At 44.2% G+C, this 16,007-nt stretch carries 15 protein-coding genes and 1 other RNA gene; 11 read left to right on the top strand and 5 right to left on the bottom strand.

Going from position 1 to position 16,007, the window contains the following annotated elements:
• Positions 1-155 precede the first annotated feature (155 nt).
• Positions 156-2,063 carry a molecular chaperone DnaK gene (gene dnaK / locus GOU96_RS05050; RefSeq protein WP_000516147.1) on the bottom strand — a complete coding sequence of 636 codons (1,908 nt, stop codon included), beginning with the start codon at positions 2,061-2,063 and terminating at the stop codon, positions 156-158.
• 157 nt (positions 2,064-2,220) lie between these two features.
• On the opposite strand from dnaK, the gene GOU96_RS05045 reads away from it, so the two are divergent.
• Complete coding sequence (locus tag GOU96_RS05045) at positions 2,221-2,334, top strand: transporter (RefSeq protein WP_228006377.1); 114 nt, start codon at positions 2,221-2,223, stop codon at positions 2,332-2,334.
• On the opposite strand, the gene grpE is transcribed toward GOU96_RS05045, so the two are convergent.
• Positions 2,327-2,929: a nucleotide exchange factor GrpE gene (gene grpE, locus GOU96_RS05040; RefSeq protein ID WP_000064037.1), complete on the bottom strand. Its 603-nt coding sequence runs from the start codon at positions 2,927-2,929 to the stop codon at positions 2,327-2,329. The two genes, GOU96_RS05045 and grpE, sit on opposite strands and share 8 nt — an antisense overlap.
• Positions 2,930-3,074: 145 nt before the next feature.
• Here grpE and nadK point away from each other — a divergent pair, with 145 nt between their 5' ends.
• The 3 genes from nadK (at position 3,075) to bamE (ending at position 6,271) form a co-directional block, all read left to right on the top strand.
• Positions 3,075-3,959, top strand: a complete 885-nt coding sequence (gene nadK / locus GOU96_RS05035) for an NAD(+) kinase (protein ID WP_000742830.1) — start codon at positions 3,075-3,077, stop codon at positions 3,957-3,959.
• 129 nt (positions 3,960-4,088) lie between these two features.
• The gene (gene recN, locus GOU96_RS05030) at positions 4,089-5,753 is read left to right on the top strand and encodes a DNA repair protein RecN (protein ID WP_113629212.1); all 1,665 of its coding nucleotides are present in this window, start codon (positions 4,089-4,091) and stop codon (positions 5,751-5,753) included.
• 158 nt (positions 5,754-5,911) lie between these two features.
• A complete protein-coding gene (gene bamE / locus GOU96_RS05025) occupies positions 5,912-6,271 on the top strand; it encodes an outer membrane protein assembly factor BamE (RefSeq protein WP_001160907.1) in 360 nt (119 codons plus the stop codon).
• Positions 6,272-6,348: 77 nt separating this feature from the next.
• On the opposite strand, the gene GOU96_RS05020 is transcribed toward bamE, so the two are convergent.
• Positions 6,349-6,654: an RnfH family protein gene (locus GOU96_RS05020; protein WP_001918351.1), complete on the bottom strand. Its 306-nt coding sequence runs from the start codon at positions 6,652-6,654 to the stop codon at positions 6,349-6,351.
• A 2-nt stretch (positions 6,655-6,656) separates the two neighbouring features.
• Positions 6,657-7,091, bottom strand: coding sequence for an SRPBCC family protein (locus tag GOU96_RS05015; RefSeq protein WP_000815880.1), 435 nt, complete (start codon positions 7,089-7,091; stop codon positions 6,657-6,659).
• Positions 7,092-7,274: 183 nt separating this feature from the next.
• On the opposite strand from GOU96_RS05015, the gene smpB reads away from it, so the two are divergent.
• From smpB to GOU96_RS04980, 7 genes are all read left to right on the top strand, one after another.
• On the top strand, positions 7,275-7,760 hold the full coding sequence (gene smpB / locus GOU96_RS05010; protein WP_000162689.1) for an SsrA-binding protein SmpB: 486 nt from the start codon (positions 7,275-7,277) through the stop codon (positions 7,758-7,760).
• Between the two features lie 68 nt (positions 7,761-7,828).
• Positions 7,829-8,195, top strand: a transfer-messenger RNA (tmRNA) gene (ssrA, locus tag GOU96_RS05005).
• A 361-nt stretch (positions 8,196-8,556) separates the two neighbouring features.
• Complete coding sequence (locus tag GOU96_RS05000) at positions 8,557-9,918, top strand: type II toxin-antitoxin system HipA family toxin (protein ID WP_267780721.1); 1,362 nt, start codon at positions 8,557-8,559, stop codon at positions 9,916-9,918.
• On the top strand, positions 9,915-10,382 hold the full coding sequence (locus GOU96_RS04995) for a helix-turn-helix transcriptional regulator (RefSeq protein WP_032472658.1): 468 nt from the start codon (positions 9,915-9,917) through the stop codon (positions 10,380-10,382). Before GOU96_RS05000 ends, GOU96_RS04995 begins: the two co-directional genes overlap by 4 nt.
• 427 nt (positions 10,383-10,809) lie before the next feature.
• Positions 10,810-11,388, top strand: a complete 579-nt coding sequence (locus tag GOU96_RS04990) for a class I SAM-dependent methyltransferase (protein WP_134986936.1) — start codon at positions 10,810-10,812, stop codon at positions 11,386-11,388.
• Between the two features lie 3 nt (positions 11,389-11,391).
• On the top strand, positions 11,392-14,340 hold the full coding sequence (locus GOU96_RS04985) for a DEAD/DEAH box helicase family protein (protein ID WP_209519793.1): 2,949 nt from the start codon (positions 11,392-11,394) through the stop codon (positions 14,338-14,340).
• Between the two features lie 70 nt (positions 14,341-14,410).
• Positions 14,411-15,361, top strand: coding sequence for a nuclease-related domain-containing protein (locus tag GOU96_RS04980; RefSeq protein WP_324701945.1), 951 nt, complete (start codon positions 14,411-14,413; stop codon positions 15,359-15,361).
• An 88-nt stretch (positions 15,362-15,449) separates the two neighbouring features.
• Here GOU96_RS04980 and GOU96_RS04975 read toward each other — a convergent pair whose 3' ends face one another.
• Positions 15,450-15,959 carry a hypothetical protein gene (locus GOU96_RS04975; RefSeq protein WP_248430659.1) on the bottom strand — a complete coding sequence of 170 codons (510 nt, stop codon included), beginning with the start codon at positions 15,957-15,959 and terminating at the stop codon, positions 15,450-15,452.
• Positions 15,960-16,007 lie beyond the last annotated feature (48 nt).

Here is a 16,007-nt window from a genome sequence, read left to right as displayed (position 1 = left end):
GTGGGTATCGATATAGATAAGGGGATCCGGTTGCCTTTATCTGTAGCGACACGCTTCAAACAGACGGGCGTAAGAGTTTCCTCAAACGCCCGCTGCTTCAAAGTTCAATAAGAACTCAGCAAACCGCACGCATCATATCGTGCGGAATGACTTCATTACTTCTTATCGTCGTTAACTTCTTCAAACTCAGCGTCCACTACGTCATCTTCTTTAGCTGAAGATTGACCCGCGTTTGCACCTTGTGCTTGAGCTTGTTGCTGTGCGATTTCCATCAGCTTCTGTGCCGCCGCCATCAGTGCTTGCACTTTGGCATCGATTTCCGCTTTGTCTTCGCCTTTTTTCGCAGTTTCTAGCTCGTTGATCGCCGTTTCGATCTTCGCTTTCTCATCCGCTGGCAGTGCTTCGCCTGCTTCTGTGATTTGTTTGCGAGTTGCGTGGATCATCTGGTCTGCTTGGTTACGTGCCGTCGCTAACTCTTCGAACTTTTTGTCCGCTTCTTTGTTCGCTTCTGCTTCTTGAACCATTTTTTCGATTTCAGCATCGCTCAGACCGCCAGAAGCTTGGATAGTGATCTTCTGCTCTTTACCAGTCTGTTTGTCTTTTGCTGAAACGTGCAGGATACCGTCCGCATCCAAGTCGAAGATAACTTCGATTTGTGGCATACCACGTGGCGCAGGGTTGATGCCCTCTAGGTTAAATTGACCCAGAGATTTGTTGTACATCGCTTGCTTACGCTCACCTTGCAGTACATGGATGGTTACTGCGCTTTGGTTATCTTCCGCCGTAGAGAACACTTGGTTCGCTTTGGTTGGGATAGTGGTGTTTTTCTCGATGAGTTTAGTCATCACACCGCCCATGGTTTCGATACCCAGAGACAGAGGCGTTACGTCTAGCAGCAGAACGTCTTTTACTTCACCCGCGAGAACACCACCTTGAACCGCAGCACCTACCGCTACCGCTTCGTCTGGGTTCACGTCTTTACGTGGCTCTTTACCAAAGAATTCAGCTACTTTCTTCTGAACCATTGGCATACGAGTTTGACCACCGACTAGGATAACGTCAGTAATGTCGTTCACAGACAGATCAGCATCCGCCAGAGCAACTTTCAGTGGTTCCAGAGAACGTTGAACCAGATCTTCAACCAGCGCTTCCAGTTTCGCACGAGTCACTTTGATGTTCATGTGCTTAGGACCGGTCGCATCTGCGGTGATGTATGGCAGGTTAACGTCAGTTTGCTGCGCAGAAGAAAGTTCGATTTTCGCTTTCTCAGCCGCTTCTTTCAGACGTTGCATTGCCAGCGGGTCGTTACGCAGGTCGATGCCTTGGTCTTTTTTGAATTCGTCAACCAGGTAGTTGATCATGCGGTTGTCAAAGTCTTCACCACCTAGGTGAGTGTCACCGTTGGTAGACAGAACTTCGAAGGTTTTCTCGCCTTCAACTTCATCGATCTCAATGATAGAGATATCGAATGTACCACCACCAAGGTCATACACCGCGATAGTGCGATCGCCGCCTTGCTTGTCTAGGCCATAAGCCAGAGCTGCTGCGGTTGGTTCGTTGATGATACGTTTCACTTCTAGACCTGCGATACGGCCAGCATCTTTGGTTGCTTGACGCTGAGCATCGTTAAAGTAAGCAGGTACAGTGATAACTGCTGCAGTAACGGGTTCACCGAGGAAATCTTCCGCGGTTTTCTTCATTTTCTTCAGCACTTCAGCAGACACTTGAGGAGCCGCCATTTTTTGGCCTTTCGCTTCAACCCAAGCATCACCGTTGTCAGCCTTAACAATTTTGTAAGGCATGATTTTGATATCGCGCTGAACTTCTTCGTCTTCAAAACGACGACCGATCAGACGCTTGATTGCAAATAGCGTGTTTTGTGGGTTAGTGACTGCTTGACGTTTCGCAGGTTGACCCACCAGAGTTTCACCGTCTGTGTATGCAATTACAGAAGGAGTAGTACGCTCACCCTCTGCGTTTTCAATTACGCGAGGCTTGTCGCCGTCCAGCACAGCAACACATGAGTTTGTAGTACCTAAGTCAATACCAATGATTTTACCCATCAGGCTATCTCCAAAAAAATTCTATGTTCGAGTTTGTATACCCCTAATGTGGGGATGGAGAATCGGGTTTCAACCCCTACTCACAAACCAAAACGGGCTTGTTTGCTTCTCGTATGCCCCTTAAATAAGGTCTTCAAAAACCATTTCAAGGGTAAAAGTGAAAAAAATTCAGATTTATTGTGTTTTTGCGCATAAATCGGTTTTAGAACATAAAAAAGCGAAGCCAATCGGCTTCGCTTCTTCTGTAGCTCAGGCTCTAAGAACTACTTAGACACCATCACCATAGCAGGGCGTAATACGCGGCCATTCAGTTCATAGCCTTTTTGCATCACAAACATCACCGTGTTTGGCTCATGCTCAGCGCTTTCTTGAATCGACATCGCTTGGTGGAATTCAGGGTTAAACGCTTCACCGTGCGGGTTAATCTCTTTCAAGCCGAACTTCGCAATCGTATCAACGAAAGTTTTGTGCGTCAGTTCTACACCTTCCAGCAGAGGTTTGATCGCTTCAACTTCACCATCGGCGGCTTGAATCGCACGCTCAAGGTTATCAATCACTGGCAGTAGCTCTTCAGCAAAGCGGCTCAGCGCAAATTTACGTGCTTTATCTACTTCCTGCTCGCTACGGCGACGCATGTTTTCGACTTCCGCGCGGGCACGCAGTACGCTGTCTTGCTGCTCTTTCACGCGCTCTTCGCTCACAAGCAGCGCCGCTTCTAACTGAGCAATTTTCGCTTCTTTCTCATCGATTTCGTCAGCGGCTTGGTTCCAGTCGATATCGGCATCTGTTCCTACAACTTCAGCTTCAGTCTCAACCGCGTCTTGTTGCAGCTGCTCGTCTTTGTTCTTGATCTCTTCGTTGCTCATGATATCTCCAAAATTCACTTCATACTGGTCAGGAGAAATCGTCTAATCGTCGATTTCCCAACACAAAAATTCGCATAAAAGCACAACTTGCCCTTATTATGGGGACGATGAATTCTGATTCAAGCCTAAATCGGTTGGAAACCTTATGAAAAAGCCGTTCAACGTTCTTGCCATCATTGGAAAACCGCGCGATCAACAAGCCATTCAAACTCATAAAGAGATTTACCACTGGCTAAGATCGCTCGGATATACCGTGTTTATCGATGATCGTTTACGGGAAATTCTGACCGATTTACCCACCGAACATTTTGCAAGCCTGATTGAACTGGGCAAAAAAGCCGATTTGGCGATTGTGGTCGGTGGCGATGGCAACATGCTTGGTGCTGCGCGCGTGTTGTCCCGCTTTGATATCAGTGTGATCGGGGTTAATCGTGGCAATTTAGGCTTTTTGACCGATTTAAACCCAGAAGATTTCCAACAGCGCTTACAAGAAGTGTTGGATGGTCACTATTTGCAAGAAACTCGCTTTTTGCTTGAAGCGGAAATCCATCGCCACGGGCAAGTGAAAAGCCATAATGCCGCCTTGAATGAAGCCGTGCTTCATCCCGGAAAAATAGCGCATATGATTGAATTTGAAGTCTATATTGATGATAACTTCGCTTTCTCTCAGCGCTCCGATGGGTTAATTGTCTCAACCCCAACAGGCTCGACTGCTTATTCACTTTCCGGCGGAGGCCCGATCCTCTCGCCAAGCCTGAATGCCATTACTTTAGTGCCTATGTTTCCGCATACCCTCTCCTGCCGCCCATTAGTGGTGGGCGGGAATCAACGCATTAAACTGGTGGTTTCCCCTGAAAATCGTGGCACTCAAGAAGTGAGCTGTGATGGACAAGTCTCATTACCTGTGTCGCCTGGTGATGAAATCCACATCTATCAAAGCCCTAATGTGCTGAAACTGATCCATCCTCAAGACTACAGTTACTACCACGTACTGCGCACTAAGCTTGGCTGGTCGAGCAAACTGTTTTGATTTCGTTCACAGATTTTGCTCATAGAGCGTAAAAGTGACCAAAAAATTTTACCTGAGTGACTTTACTGTATAAAGAAACAGTATAAACTGTTTAAACATACAGTATTGGTTAATCATACAGGTGCAAACATGCTGGCTCACTTAAGTATCAATAACTTCGCTATCGTAAAGTCACTACAACTCGAATTATCAAAAGGAATGACCACCATCACCGGCGAAACCGGTGCCGGTAAATCCATTGCGATTGATGCTTTAGGTTTATGCCTTGGTGGTCGAGCCGAAGCCAGCATGGTGCGTCAAGGTGAAGATAAAACCGAAGTCAGCGCTGCCTTTCATCTGGATAACAATCTGCTCGCTAGCCGTTGGTTAGAAGATAATGAACTGCTTGAAGGCAAAGAGTGCATTCTGCGCCGAATCATCACCAAAGATGGGCGCTCTAAAGCCTTTATTAATGGCAGCCCAGTTCCGCTCTCTCAACTCAAAACATTGGGGCAACTGCTGATCAATGTGCATGGTCAACACGCACATCAGCAACTGATGAAACCGGAATATCAACTCAGCATGCTTGATCAATACGCAGGTCATGCAGACTTGCTCAAAGCCACGCGTCACGCCTATCAAAATTGGCGTCAAGCGAGCAATCAGCTCAAACAACTGCGCGAAAATAGCCAACAAAATCAGGCACAGTTACAACTTTTGGAATACCAAATCAAAGAGCTCAACGAATTAGCACTCGGTGAGGATGAGTTTGTCGAGCTAGAACAAGAGCATAAACGCTTAGCCAATAGCGGCGATCTGGCACTCAACTGCCAACGCGCGATTGAGCTACTCAATGAAGGTGAAGAGGTTAACGCCTTGGGTCTATTGCAGAATGTTAGTCATACGCTAATAGACTTAGCTGAAATGGATAGCAAACTGACAACGCTCCCTTCAATGGTGGCAGAAGCATTGATTCAGCTTGAAGAAACTTACCATGAGCTGCGCAACTATCTCGATTCGATTGATGTCGACCCAGAACGTATGTCATATGTTGAAGAACGCTATTCCAAAGTGATGTCGCTCGCACGTAAACACCATGTGCTTCCAGAAGAGCTGTATCAGCATCATCAAGCACTCTTGCAGCAAATTGCTCAGCTAGATTGTTCTGACGAGAAAATGTCAGCACTCGCGAGTGAAGTGGAAGTGCTCTACCAAACTTTCGTTACTGCTGCGGACAAACTGCACAAATCTCGTGTTCGCTATGCCAAAGAATTGGATAAATTGATTAGCCAAAGCATGCATGAGCTGAGCATGGAAAAAGCGCAATTCAAAATCGAAGTGCTGCAAGACAGCGCGCACTCATCGCCATTAGGTTTTGATGCCGTGACTTTCTTAGTCTCGACGAACCCGGGTCAACCGCTGCAACCCATCGCCAAAGTGGCCTCTGGCGGTGAACTGTCACGGATGTCATTGGCGATCCAAGTGATTACTGCGCAGAAGGTCGATACTCCAAGCCTGATTTTTGATGAAGTTGACGTGGGTATTTCAGGGCCAACAGCAGCCGTGGTCGGTAAACTGTTACGTAAGTTGGGCGAGTCAACTCAAGTACTGTGTGTTACCCACTTACCGCAAGTGGCAGGTTGCGGACACCATCAACTGTTTGTCGCCAAACAGACCAAAGCAGGCAAAACCGAAACGCAAATGCTCAAACTGGATCAGGAACAGCGCATTGCTGAACTTGCACGCTTGCTCGGAGGCAGCCAAATTACCGAATCCACGCTCGCGAATGCTAAAGAGCTATTAATCGCAGCCTAATTTCATATCGCATCACTGGATTTTTTGTTCAGCTTTGCAACCAAACTCAAAATTCACAGTCTCAATAGGCTCAGAGCACGATCGAGGTTTTTACATCTGCTCTGAGCTTGTTTATTATCAGCCAAGTTTTTAGCCCTGAGGGACAGAGAGTTTTAACAATGCAGTTTACTAAGTGGTTCATCGCCCTTCCCCTTGCCGTCACCGCCTTATCCGGCTGCTCATTATTAGAGCGCTTGGTGTATCGAATCGATATCAATCAGGGTAACTATGTTGATCAACAATCCGTAGATCAGCTCAAGTTTGGCATGAGCAAAGATCAAGTTCGTTTTGTTCTCGGTTCACCTATGTTGGTTGAAAATGGCTACCCAGATACTTGGTATTACATTTACCACCACACCCAAGGCCATAACGATCCGGTACAAAAGAACCTGATCGTGAAATTTAACGATGGTGGCAAGCTAGTCAATGTCGCGGGAGATTTCCCTGCTGGCGATTCTTTCTTCGAAGGCGTCAACTAAGCGCACTTTGCTGATTAAAAAAGAAAAGGCTTTCACAAGCCTTTTCTTTTTTTGGTGTTGATTCTTCAGCCGTCACATTAACTTTGATTAGCGGCCGCTTTGGCTTGCTCCGCACGTTTACGGCGAATCTCTTTCGGGTCAGCCAATAATGGGCGATAAATCTCAATCCGATCTTTATCTCGCACCCTAGCATCCAACTTCACATTCCGGCTGAAAATGCCCACCTTATTGACCGTCAGATCAATCTCAGGATACATCTGCAAAATGCCGGAGGTACGGATGATCTCTTCCACCGTTGCCGATTGCTCAACCACCAGCTTAAGTACACGCTGCTCATGCGGTAGCGCATACACCACTTCAACATGAATCATTTCACTGCTCATCATCACTCTCCATACACCTGTTTTGCTCGGCGAGTAAACGCATTCACCATATTGCTGGTCAATTCATTAAAAATTTTGCCAAACGCCAACTCAATCATTTTGCTGGAAAACTCAAACTCCAAACGCAGCTCAACTTTACACGCGGCTTCATCCAACGGAGTGAAAAACCATCCACCGCGCAGCGTTTTAAAAGGCCCATCCACCAAGCTCATGGCAATCGACACCCCGGGCGTCAATTGATTCGAGGTAGTAAACGTCTTACTGATCCCCGCTTTTGAAACATCCACCGATGCCACCATATGTGCCTCACTCTGCTCCAGCACACGAGAGCCCGAACAACCGGGCAAAAACTCAGGATAGCGCGCCACATCATTGACCAAATGAAACATCTGCTCTGCACTAAACGAGACCAAGGCAGAACGACTCACTTGTTTCATTTTCACTCCTTACCACGACTCAAACAGCTTGGGAAAACGGATTGTACTTTCATCCCCCCAGCACCTCAAGCCATCAGGCTCGCACAACACAATACAGCGCTTGAGTCATCGCGCAGATAACCGTATGCTACGGCAAACAAAAGCGTTTCCTAACCGCTGACCAATCCGTATAATGCGCCCACTATGACAAAAAAGAAAACCAATACCAAAGCGGGTAGCAACACTATCGCGCTGAACAAAAAAGCTCGTCACGAATACTTCATCGAAGATGAATTTGAAGCTGGCATGGAGCTACAAGGCTGGGAAGTCAAATCACTTCGCCAAGGTAAAGCCAACATTGCAGAAAGCTACGTCTACATCAAAGATGGCGAAGCGTTCATTTCCGGTATGACCATTATTCCGTTGCAGCAAGCCTCCACTCACGTGGTAGCCAACCCTACCCGTATCCGCAAGCTGCTACTTTCACGCCGCGAGCTGGACAACCTGTTTGGCCGTATCAACCGTGAAGGGATGACACTAACCGCATTGTCACTCTACTGGTCTCGTTCGTGGGTCAAAATCAAAATTGGCGTTGCGAAAGGTAAGAAACTGCACGACAAACGTGAAGATCTGAAAGAAAAAGAGTGGCAACGCCAAAAAGATCGAGTGATGAAGAGCGCGTTGCGCTAATAGTAACCACTTGAAAAATGGGAGCTAGACAGAAGCACTTATTCTGGTACTATGCACCCGTTACCTCTGGGGCTGATTCAGGATTCGACGGGAATTTTGCAGTCTGAGGTGCATGCCGAGGTGCGGTAGGCCTCGTTAACAAACCGCAAAAAAATAGTCGCAAACGACGAAAACTACGCACTAGCAGCTTAATACCCTGCTCAGAGCCCTTCCTCCCTAGCTTCCGCTTGTAAGACGGGGAAATCAGGAAGGTCAAACCAAATCAAGCTGGCGTGGATTCCCCCACCTGAGGGATGAAGCGCGAGATCTAATTCAGGTTAGCCATTCGTTAGCGTGTCGGTTCGCAGGCGGTGGTGAAATTAAAGATCGACTAAGCATGTAGTACCAAAGATGAATGGTTTTCGGACGGGGGTTCAACTCCCCCCAGCTCCACCAATCACTAGTAACGGGACGTCTCAGGACGTCCCGTTTTCTTTTCTAACCTCTTGTCCTATTTGGCTTTAAGTGGTTCAGGGCGTCTCATCAAGATTCACTTTGTTCATTTAAGGCAACTGTTCATTTATTATGAACAAGCTGCATCACTGAACAAACAATTAACGCCCCACTCCCTATCGCAGCTTTACATAGCTAAAACAATCCATCCTGCTCATCAACAAATTTTGACTTACAACTCATGAGTAATAATTTACTCATAAATAGTATCTACACACATTAATGAGTAATTTTTTACTCACAAATTGAAATAAAATGGCTTTAAGAGTAAAGTTTTACTCATTGATAAGTAGAGGTGTTGTCGATGGAAGAGCTAACCGTACAAGCTTTTATCAGAGGTCAATGGATAGATATTGGTATCATCTCATTCCCTAAAAGTAGCCAACATAATTTCCGAGTGACTGAACTCAACTATCTCAGCGACTATGCGCTAGAACATTACGATAAAGATGACTTTCACGCTGTTTCACTAAACCACCCAGTCTCATTCTTTTTTGATGACATGGGTAAGCCTGGATGGTTAAAGTTTCTAGACGATATTATGCCTAGTGGCGCTAGTAGACGATACTGGGTCAAACACCTAGATATTGAAGATCTTAGTTCTGATGAACAAGACTATGTTTTGCTCAAATTTGGCACGATGTCGCCTATTGGTAACTTAAGAATAAAAGACTCCCTTCCTGAACGCTACGAAGTCGCAGACAACCTCTACTTCTCTATTGATGATGTTAAAAATCGAGCTGGTGATTTCCTCGACTACGCACAACAAAGAGGGGCAGCCGCAGGTGGTGCAACTGGGGCTGGAGGTGAAGCGCCAAAACTGATCCTCCGATGTGGTTTCGATCATGGATCTGGCAGCGAAAAAATATGGATTGATCCATACCAAGATGACAATAGCAACCACGACTTACATTACTTAGTAAAGTACCCTAGAGGCTCAAGAAGCACCATCGACTGTAATATTCTAAGAGCTGAGTTCTACTTCTACCACGAGCTAACTGAAATGGGAGTTGAAACGATCTCCACCGACGGTATGCGCTTGGAGGAAGGATTAAACTACCCTTCCTTATGGCTTCCTCGATTTGATGTTCAAATTATTGATCAACAAATAGAGCGATTTGGCATGGAATCAGTGTATTCCATTTTGAACAAAGGCGCTGGAGTCACTCTTGATCACGAAACAACAATCCGAACTCTCATAGAAAAAATTACTGAAAGTAATATGGTTAAACACCAAGGGTATAGGTTTGATACCCAAGCTTTCGTTATTGAATGGGTGAAGAGAGATCTACTCAACATCTTGTTTGGTAATAGTGATAACCATGGCAGAAATACTTCATTCTTAAAGGGTGATGGAGTCATAAAGCTTGCTCCCATTTACGATTTCGCACCAATGAAAGCTGATCCTGCAGGAATTCCAAGAACAACAAAATGGAAAGCCCCACTAGAGGTTGGCGGAACTTACGACTTTGTCGGCATTGCAGACACCTTATCTGATCTGGTGCCAAAGGAAATGTTATTAAAAGAGCTAGCAATTACTGCAAGTAAATGCGTAGGCCTAAAGCAGAGACTCGCTTTACGAGGAGTACCAGAACAAATCTTGGAGATGCCAGCCGTTGGACTTAATTATTTATCAGAAAAGCTCACTAAATGGGAGCTACTATGAAGCCAAGCAATAAAGAGTCCGTACAAGATACGGTAGCTCGTCTAAGAGCAAACCGAAATCAACAGCAGCCCAAGGTTGGGAAGAATGCAACTCATTCGATCAAAGAGCAAACACCACTCGATACTCCAACGAGATCGAAAGCCTCAAAAAACGCCAAAGCAGTAAGTGCAGCAGAGCGCAAAACCGAGGCAAACAAAATCATCAAACACTTATTGCTTGGAGAGCTAACACAGGGCCAAGCGCTGAAAAGTCTACGCATTAATATACTGGGACTCAAACAGGATGTATTCGCAAGACTTGTCGATGTCTCAAGAAAAACACTCTCAGACATAGAGAATGATCGGGGCAGCTACAATACAGAGATTCTCAACAAAGTATTCAAACCATTTAGCTTAAAAATCGGGCTGCTGCCTTCTTCTCCCGATGCGTTAAAATCGCTCTTAATGGATGGTGAGGATGGGTAAATTGCTCCGTATCAGCTCCATTTATTTAGATTGAATCGCTATAACAAGCTAGCATTTTTAAATGATTTTGGAATACATGGACTCGGGTTCAGTTCCTTTTGGGCTCCTAATTTATGTTTCCTAAACATGCCGTGACAGACAAAACCGCTATCCGCTACGGAAGTCAAAAACGCTGAGGTAAAGCGAATTAACTTGTAGACGCTCAAGAATTGAAACCACCGATGCTCCCTACTATTTAAACCATGATGTCATCTTCTAACTGACCCCGACTTGCCCAAGGCCGCTTGAGCTTACGAGGAGAGCATCTTGAACCAACAAGTCGTACATCCTCGATTTCACAAAGTAGCTCACAGTTACATTGCAACTCATTGAGCAATGAGGATGAGGAAGTTACACTCTGCATCCAATTCAGGAGGAGCTCACGCCAATGTCTGTAGAATTTTACAATCAAAATGCACAGCAGTTTTTCTCTTCCACTGTCGAAGTCGATTCCACTTCCCTACTTGACCAGTTTGTACCTTACTTACCTCAAGGTGGATTAGTGTTAGATGCAGGATGCGGCTCAGGACGAGATAGTAAACGATTTCTAGATATGGGCTATCAGATCGATGCTTTTGATGCCAGTGCACCTTTAGCGGCTTTGGCTGAAGAACTACTCAATCAATCTGTCACTGTGACAACCTTCGAAAACTTTACCTCTAGTAAACGCTATGACGGAATTTGGGCTTGTGCTTCCCTACTGCATGTCACGAGAGAATCGTTACCGGAGACGTTTGCTCACTTAGCAAAAATGCTCAAGTGTGGCGGTGCTTTTTACTGCTCATTTAAATATGGTCAGGACGAGGTAGAGAGAGATGGGCGTAGCTTCACCAACTGTAATGAAGTCCTTTTAAATCAATTGCTCACCTCTTCACCGCTAGCCATCGACAAGCTTTGGGTGACACAAGATCTCAGAGCAGGGCGTGAACATGAACAATGGCTCAATGCCATATTAATTAAGCGTTAAGTGATGAGTGATAGACAAAGTTTTCTGTATTCAGGTCATAAGCTCTCTTCTGGTGGTGCAAACGATCCGCTCCTACCAAGACTTGTCCAAGCCATTAATCACGCGACTGAAATTGAAATTTCAGTCTCATTCATTCAGCCATCCGGTCTGGATTTACTGTTTGATCCTCTGTTTGATGCTGTGCAAAGTGGTGCTCAGGTAAAACTCCTAACATCAGATTATCTCTCGATTACTCATCCTGTTGCGCTGCGACGCCTAATGTTGCTAACAGAACGCGGCGCTCAGTGTCGTGTATTTGAATGTGGTCAGCACAGTTTTCATATGAAATCGTACATTTTTGTCCGCTGTGAACGGGGAGAAATACTTGAAGGTTGCGCTTGGATTGGTTCCAACAACATCAGCAAAACAGCGTTATTAGACAGCCATGAATGGGCTCTACGTCACGACTTTGAACCACCTGAAACCAGTGCTGCTGCCCTTGAGTTTCTCCATATTCGTCAAAAGTTTGCTGCCATTTTCACCCACAACCAGAGTCAGCCATTAAGCCATCAATGGATTGATAATTACCTCTGCCGTTATCAACAAACACAGCAGCAGCGTACCATTGCTCAGTTGGTCACAGAGGATGAACAAGAAACCATCGACGTTCCAACACCAAACTCAATCCAAATTGAAGCTTTAGCCGCACTGGATGCCACTCGACAACAAGGTTATTCAAGGGGGTTAGTAGTGCTTGCGACAGGCATGGGAAAAACTTGGTTATCCGCCTTTGATGTGATGCAAATGCAAGCGAAAAACGTGTTGTTTGTTGCCCATCGTGAAGAGATCCTGCTGCAAGCAGAAAAAACCTTTAGCCAGTTGATCCCCCACGCCAAAACTGGTCTCTACAACGGTTCGATACAAGATGATCAAGCAACGCTATTGTTTGCCTCTGTCGCAACCTTAGGTAAGCAAAATCACCTACAACGTTTTGCCGTTGATCACTTTGATTACCTAATAGTGGATGAGTTTCATCATGCCGCGGCAAGAAGCTATCGTCAGTTGCTTGCCTATTTTCAGCCTAAATTTCTCCTAGGTTTAACGGCGACACCGGAGCGTTCTGATCAAGCTGATATTCTCTCTTTATGTGATGATAACTTAGTCTTCGAACGCAATTTAGTGCATGGCATTGATGATGAGATTCTCACACCGTTTGATTATCACGGTATCTACGATCAAGCGGTAAATTACCAAGAGATTCCGTGGCGTAACGGTAAGTTTGATCCTAATACGCTTGATAATAAACTGGCTACATCACGACGCGCTGAACATGTCTATCGTGAATGGCAAGCCAAAAAACAAACGCGAACCTTAGCCTTTTGCGTCTCGAAAAAACACGCGGATTTTATGGCGCAGTATTTTGTCGCCAAAGGCATTCATGCCATTGCGGTGTACAGTGATTCAGCCGTAAGGCGTAATCAAGCGCTGCAATGGCTAGACCAAGGTAAAATTGAGATTATTTTCTCGGTCGACCTGTTTAATGAAGGCACCGATCTCCCCTCGATTGATACGATTTTAATGGCTCGCCCAACCGAATCAAAAATTCTCTTTCTACAGCAATTAGGTCGCGGCTTACGCCTTTCTCCCATTACCAACAAACGCAAACTTGTCGTGCTGGATTTTATTGGTAATCACGATTCATTTTTAAACCGCCCAGCAACCTTATTTAATGTCAAAACACTCCGAGAAGTGATAGGGAAATTACAAACTAACGCGCCACTTGCCAAAGGTTGTCATGTTAATTTTGATATTGAGCTGATCAACTTTTGGCAACGTTTAGCCAAACGGCTACGCAATAATGTGCAAGATGATTATCAACAATTAGCGCATCAATTAGCTCATCGCCCAACCGCCAGTGAATTTTTCCATCATGGCTACCCGATGAAGAAAGTTCGCCAGCAAGCCATAAGCTGGTTTCATCTAGTCGCCAGCCAAGAAAATGATCCACACCTCAGCGAACTCGTCAGCCATTATGGTGATTTTCTCCTCCATGGCATTGAAAACACAGCGATGAGCAAATCGTTTAAAGCGATCTTGCTCGAAGCCTTACTGGAACTTGATGGTCTGCGCCAGCCACCAACACTCAGCGCGTTAGCCGAGCGAAGCCATCATGTGTTGTCACGTCGTCCACAGTTAATGGCGCAAGAGCTCACCGAAAGTGCCAAGCAGTTTCAAGCCAGCGATCAAGGCTGGTTAAAATATTGGCTAGCGAATCCGATCAACGCTTTTACCAAGCCCAATAATAAATCGGCTCCTTGGTTTACAATTAACGATCAAAAATTTGTCGCTACCTTCGCGATAAAAGATCAGCATATCGAGTTATTACACGATGCCATGCAAGAATTGGTTGATTTACGCTTGGCTGAATATGCCCAGCGACCACAGCAACAACAGCCATCGAATCAGCCAGACATTGAACACTCACCTTCAGCCCAAGTGCTCGAGTTTGCCAAACAAAGTGATCCGCAAGGGACGATGCTGCCTTTTTACCCTGAACTGAAAATTGCCTGTGGCCATTTTAAGCGCGGTTCAGAGCGAGAAGTACAGACTTATTTTGTTCCTGATGGCTATGGATTACTTGATCCCACACGGCATTTTGTCGCGCCAGCCTCGGGTAACTCAATGAACGGCGGTAAAAATCCGATTCAAGACGGGGATCTGTTATTACTTGAATGGGTGACACCAAGCAGTGCTGGCTCTATATCAAACCTCACCATGGCTATAGAAACTCAAGATGAAACGGGGGATAACCAGTACTTACTGCGGGTAGTACGTAAAATCGCACCGAACCAGTATGAACTACAAGCACAAAATCCAAGTTATCCAAATATGCCAGCAACCGATGCAATGAAAACGTTCGCACGATTAAAAGCAGTGATAAAAAATAATAGTCAGCAATCACAGACTCGATGACGATGAATAAGGCACAATTCAAATATATAAATTTTAAATAACAATATGTAAATAAAAAGGCTAGGTAGTTATGATAGTAAAAGAAAAAACACATATTAAAACTAGTAATTTCAAACAAGACTTAGGCAATCAAGTAGAAAATGATGTCGCATTCTATTTGAGACGTCATTTCTCCGAAAATGAGAGTATCTTCATTTATAATGATTTACGCATTGAGCATAAAGGTGAAATCGCACAAATAGACCACCTTGTTGTTTATAAAAAAGGGTTTATCATTATTGAATCAAAATCCATTAAGGGTACTGTTCAAATTAACAAGCAGCTAGAATGGCAAAGAACGGTTCGTGGGAAATGGGTCGGAATGCCATCTCCTATCACCCAAGCAGAAATGCAAACCAAACTATTGAAAGCATTATTAAATGATAATGCAGAACAGTTACTAGAAAAGATATTAATGCTTCAAGGCTATTTTGGCGGCCGATGTTGGGACACTCTGTGCGCGGCTTCGAATGATGCAATCATCGATAGAGACAACATTCCATCAAAAATATCACCAATGATTATTAAATCAGAACAAATTGCTAATCGAGTGGAAGAAATAATAGCTAGTAGATCGAGTATCTTAAAGCCAAATCCAACATTTAGTGATAATGAGCTTAAAAATATTAAAAACTTCTTAATTGAAGTACACAAGAACCCGTTAATCGAAGATAAAAAATTCACTAATAAGATCAATAAACCAGATAACATTACACATCAAACAGAAACAAAAATAAACATCTCAAATCCTTGGTTTATATGTAAGGAGTGTTCAAGTAATAACACCTCACCAAAATATGGTAAATTTGGATATTATGTCACCTGTAAAGATTGTAATAAGAACACATCAATGAACGTAGCTTGCATAAAATGTGGGAATAGAAAAACCCATGTATCAAAAGATAAAAACACTTATACTGTAAGTTGCGAATGTGGTCATAAAGTAAAGTATGAATATCAATCATTAGAAAAAACAGCATAGTGTATATTTCATGATTGATATAAAATAGTGCCCTGCTTAATCAACAGGGCATGGCGTATTATGTTGATATTATTTGGTATAGCTCATACTAGAAAGCCAACAAAAACAATATTAAAAAAGAAAGAAAACCAGCACAGACACTAATTATTAGATAGATATACTTGGAAATAAATGTATTCTCTCTTGCGTTTTGAGGTTCATTTAATGGAACACGCAAAACAACTTCCTCTCCTAGTTTCTTACCAACAATACGATGTAAAGTAGCATCGTAAGTTACTAATAATGATTGAGTGTAAACCTGACCATTCCAAGTATATTCAACCTGAGGATTGAGAAATTTTTTATTTCTAAAACGCTCTTCGATATTTCTATTGTATTTAATAGTTACTTCAAATCCGACCACGACACCAGTTGTGATTCCATATTGGTTATTGCGCTCTTTTATGAATTGTTTAATTGCACCCATTCCAGAGAGCGCAAGAGCTATTACAAACCATCCACCAATAATGAATCCACCTTGTTGTTCAAAAGTCAAAGCTGAAATGATGGCGGTAGGAATTGAGAGTAAAAAGAGGAAGAACCCATGTGCTCTATTCATATTCAATCATCCAGAAAAATATAATGCCGAACTTAATATTTATTTTGT

Source organism: Vibrio sp. R-1, assembly GCF_035615595.1.
GTDB classification, from domain to species: Bacteria; Pseudomonadota; Gammaproteobacteria; order Enterobacterales; family Vibrionaceae; genus Vibrio; species Vibrio cholerae.
The sequence above is the reverse complement of the archived record's forward strand: the minus strand, read 5'-3'. Positions and strand labels throughout refer to the sequence as shown.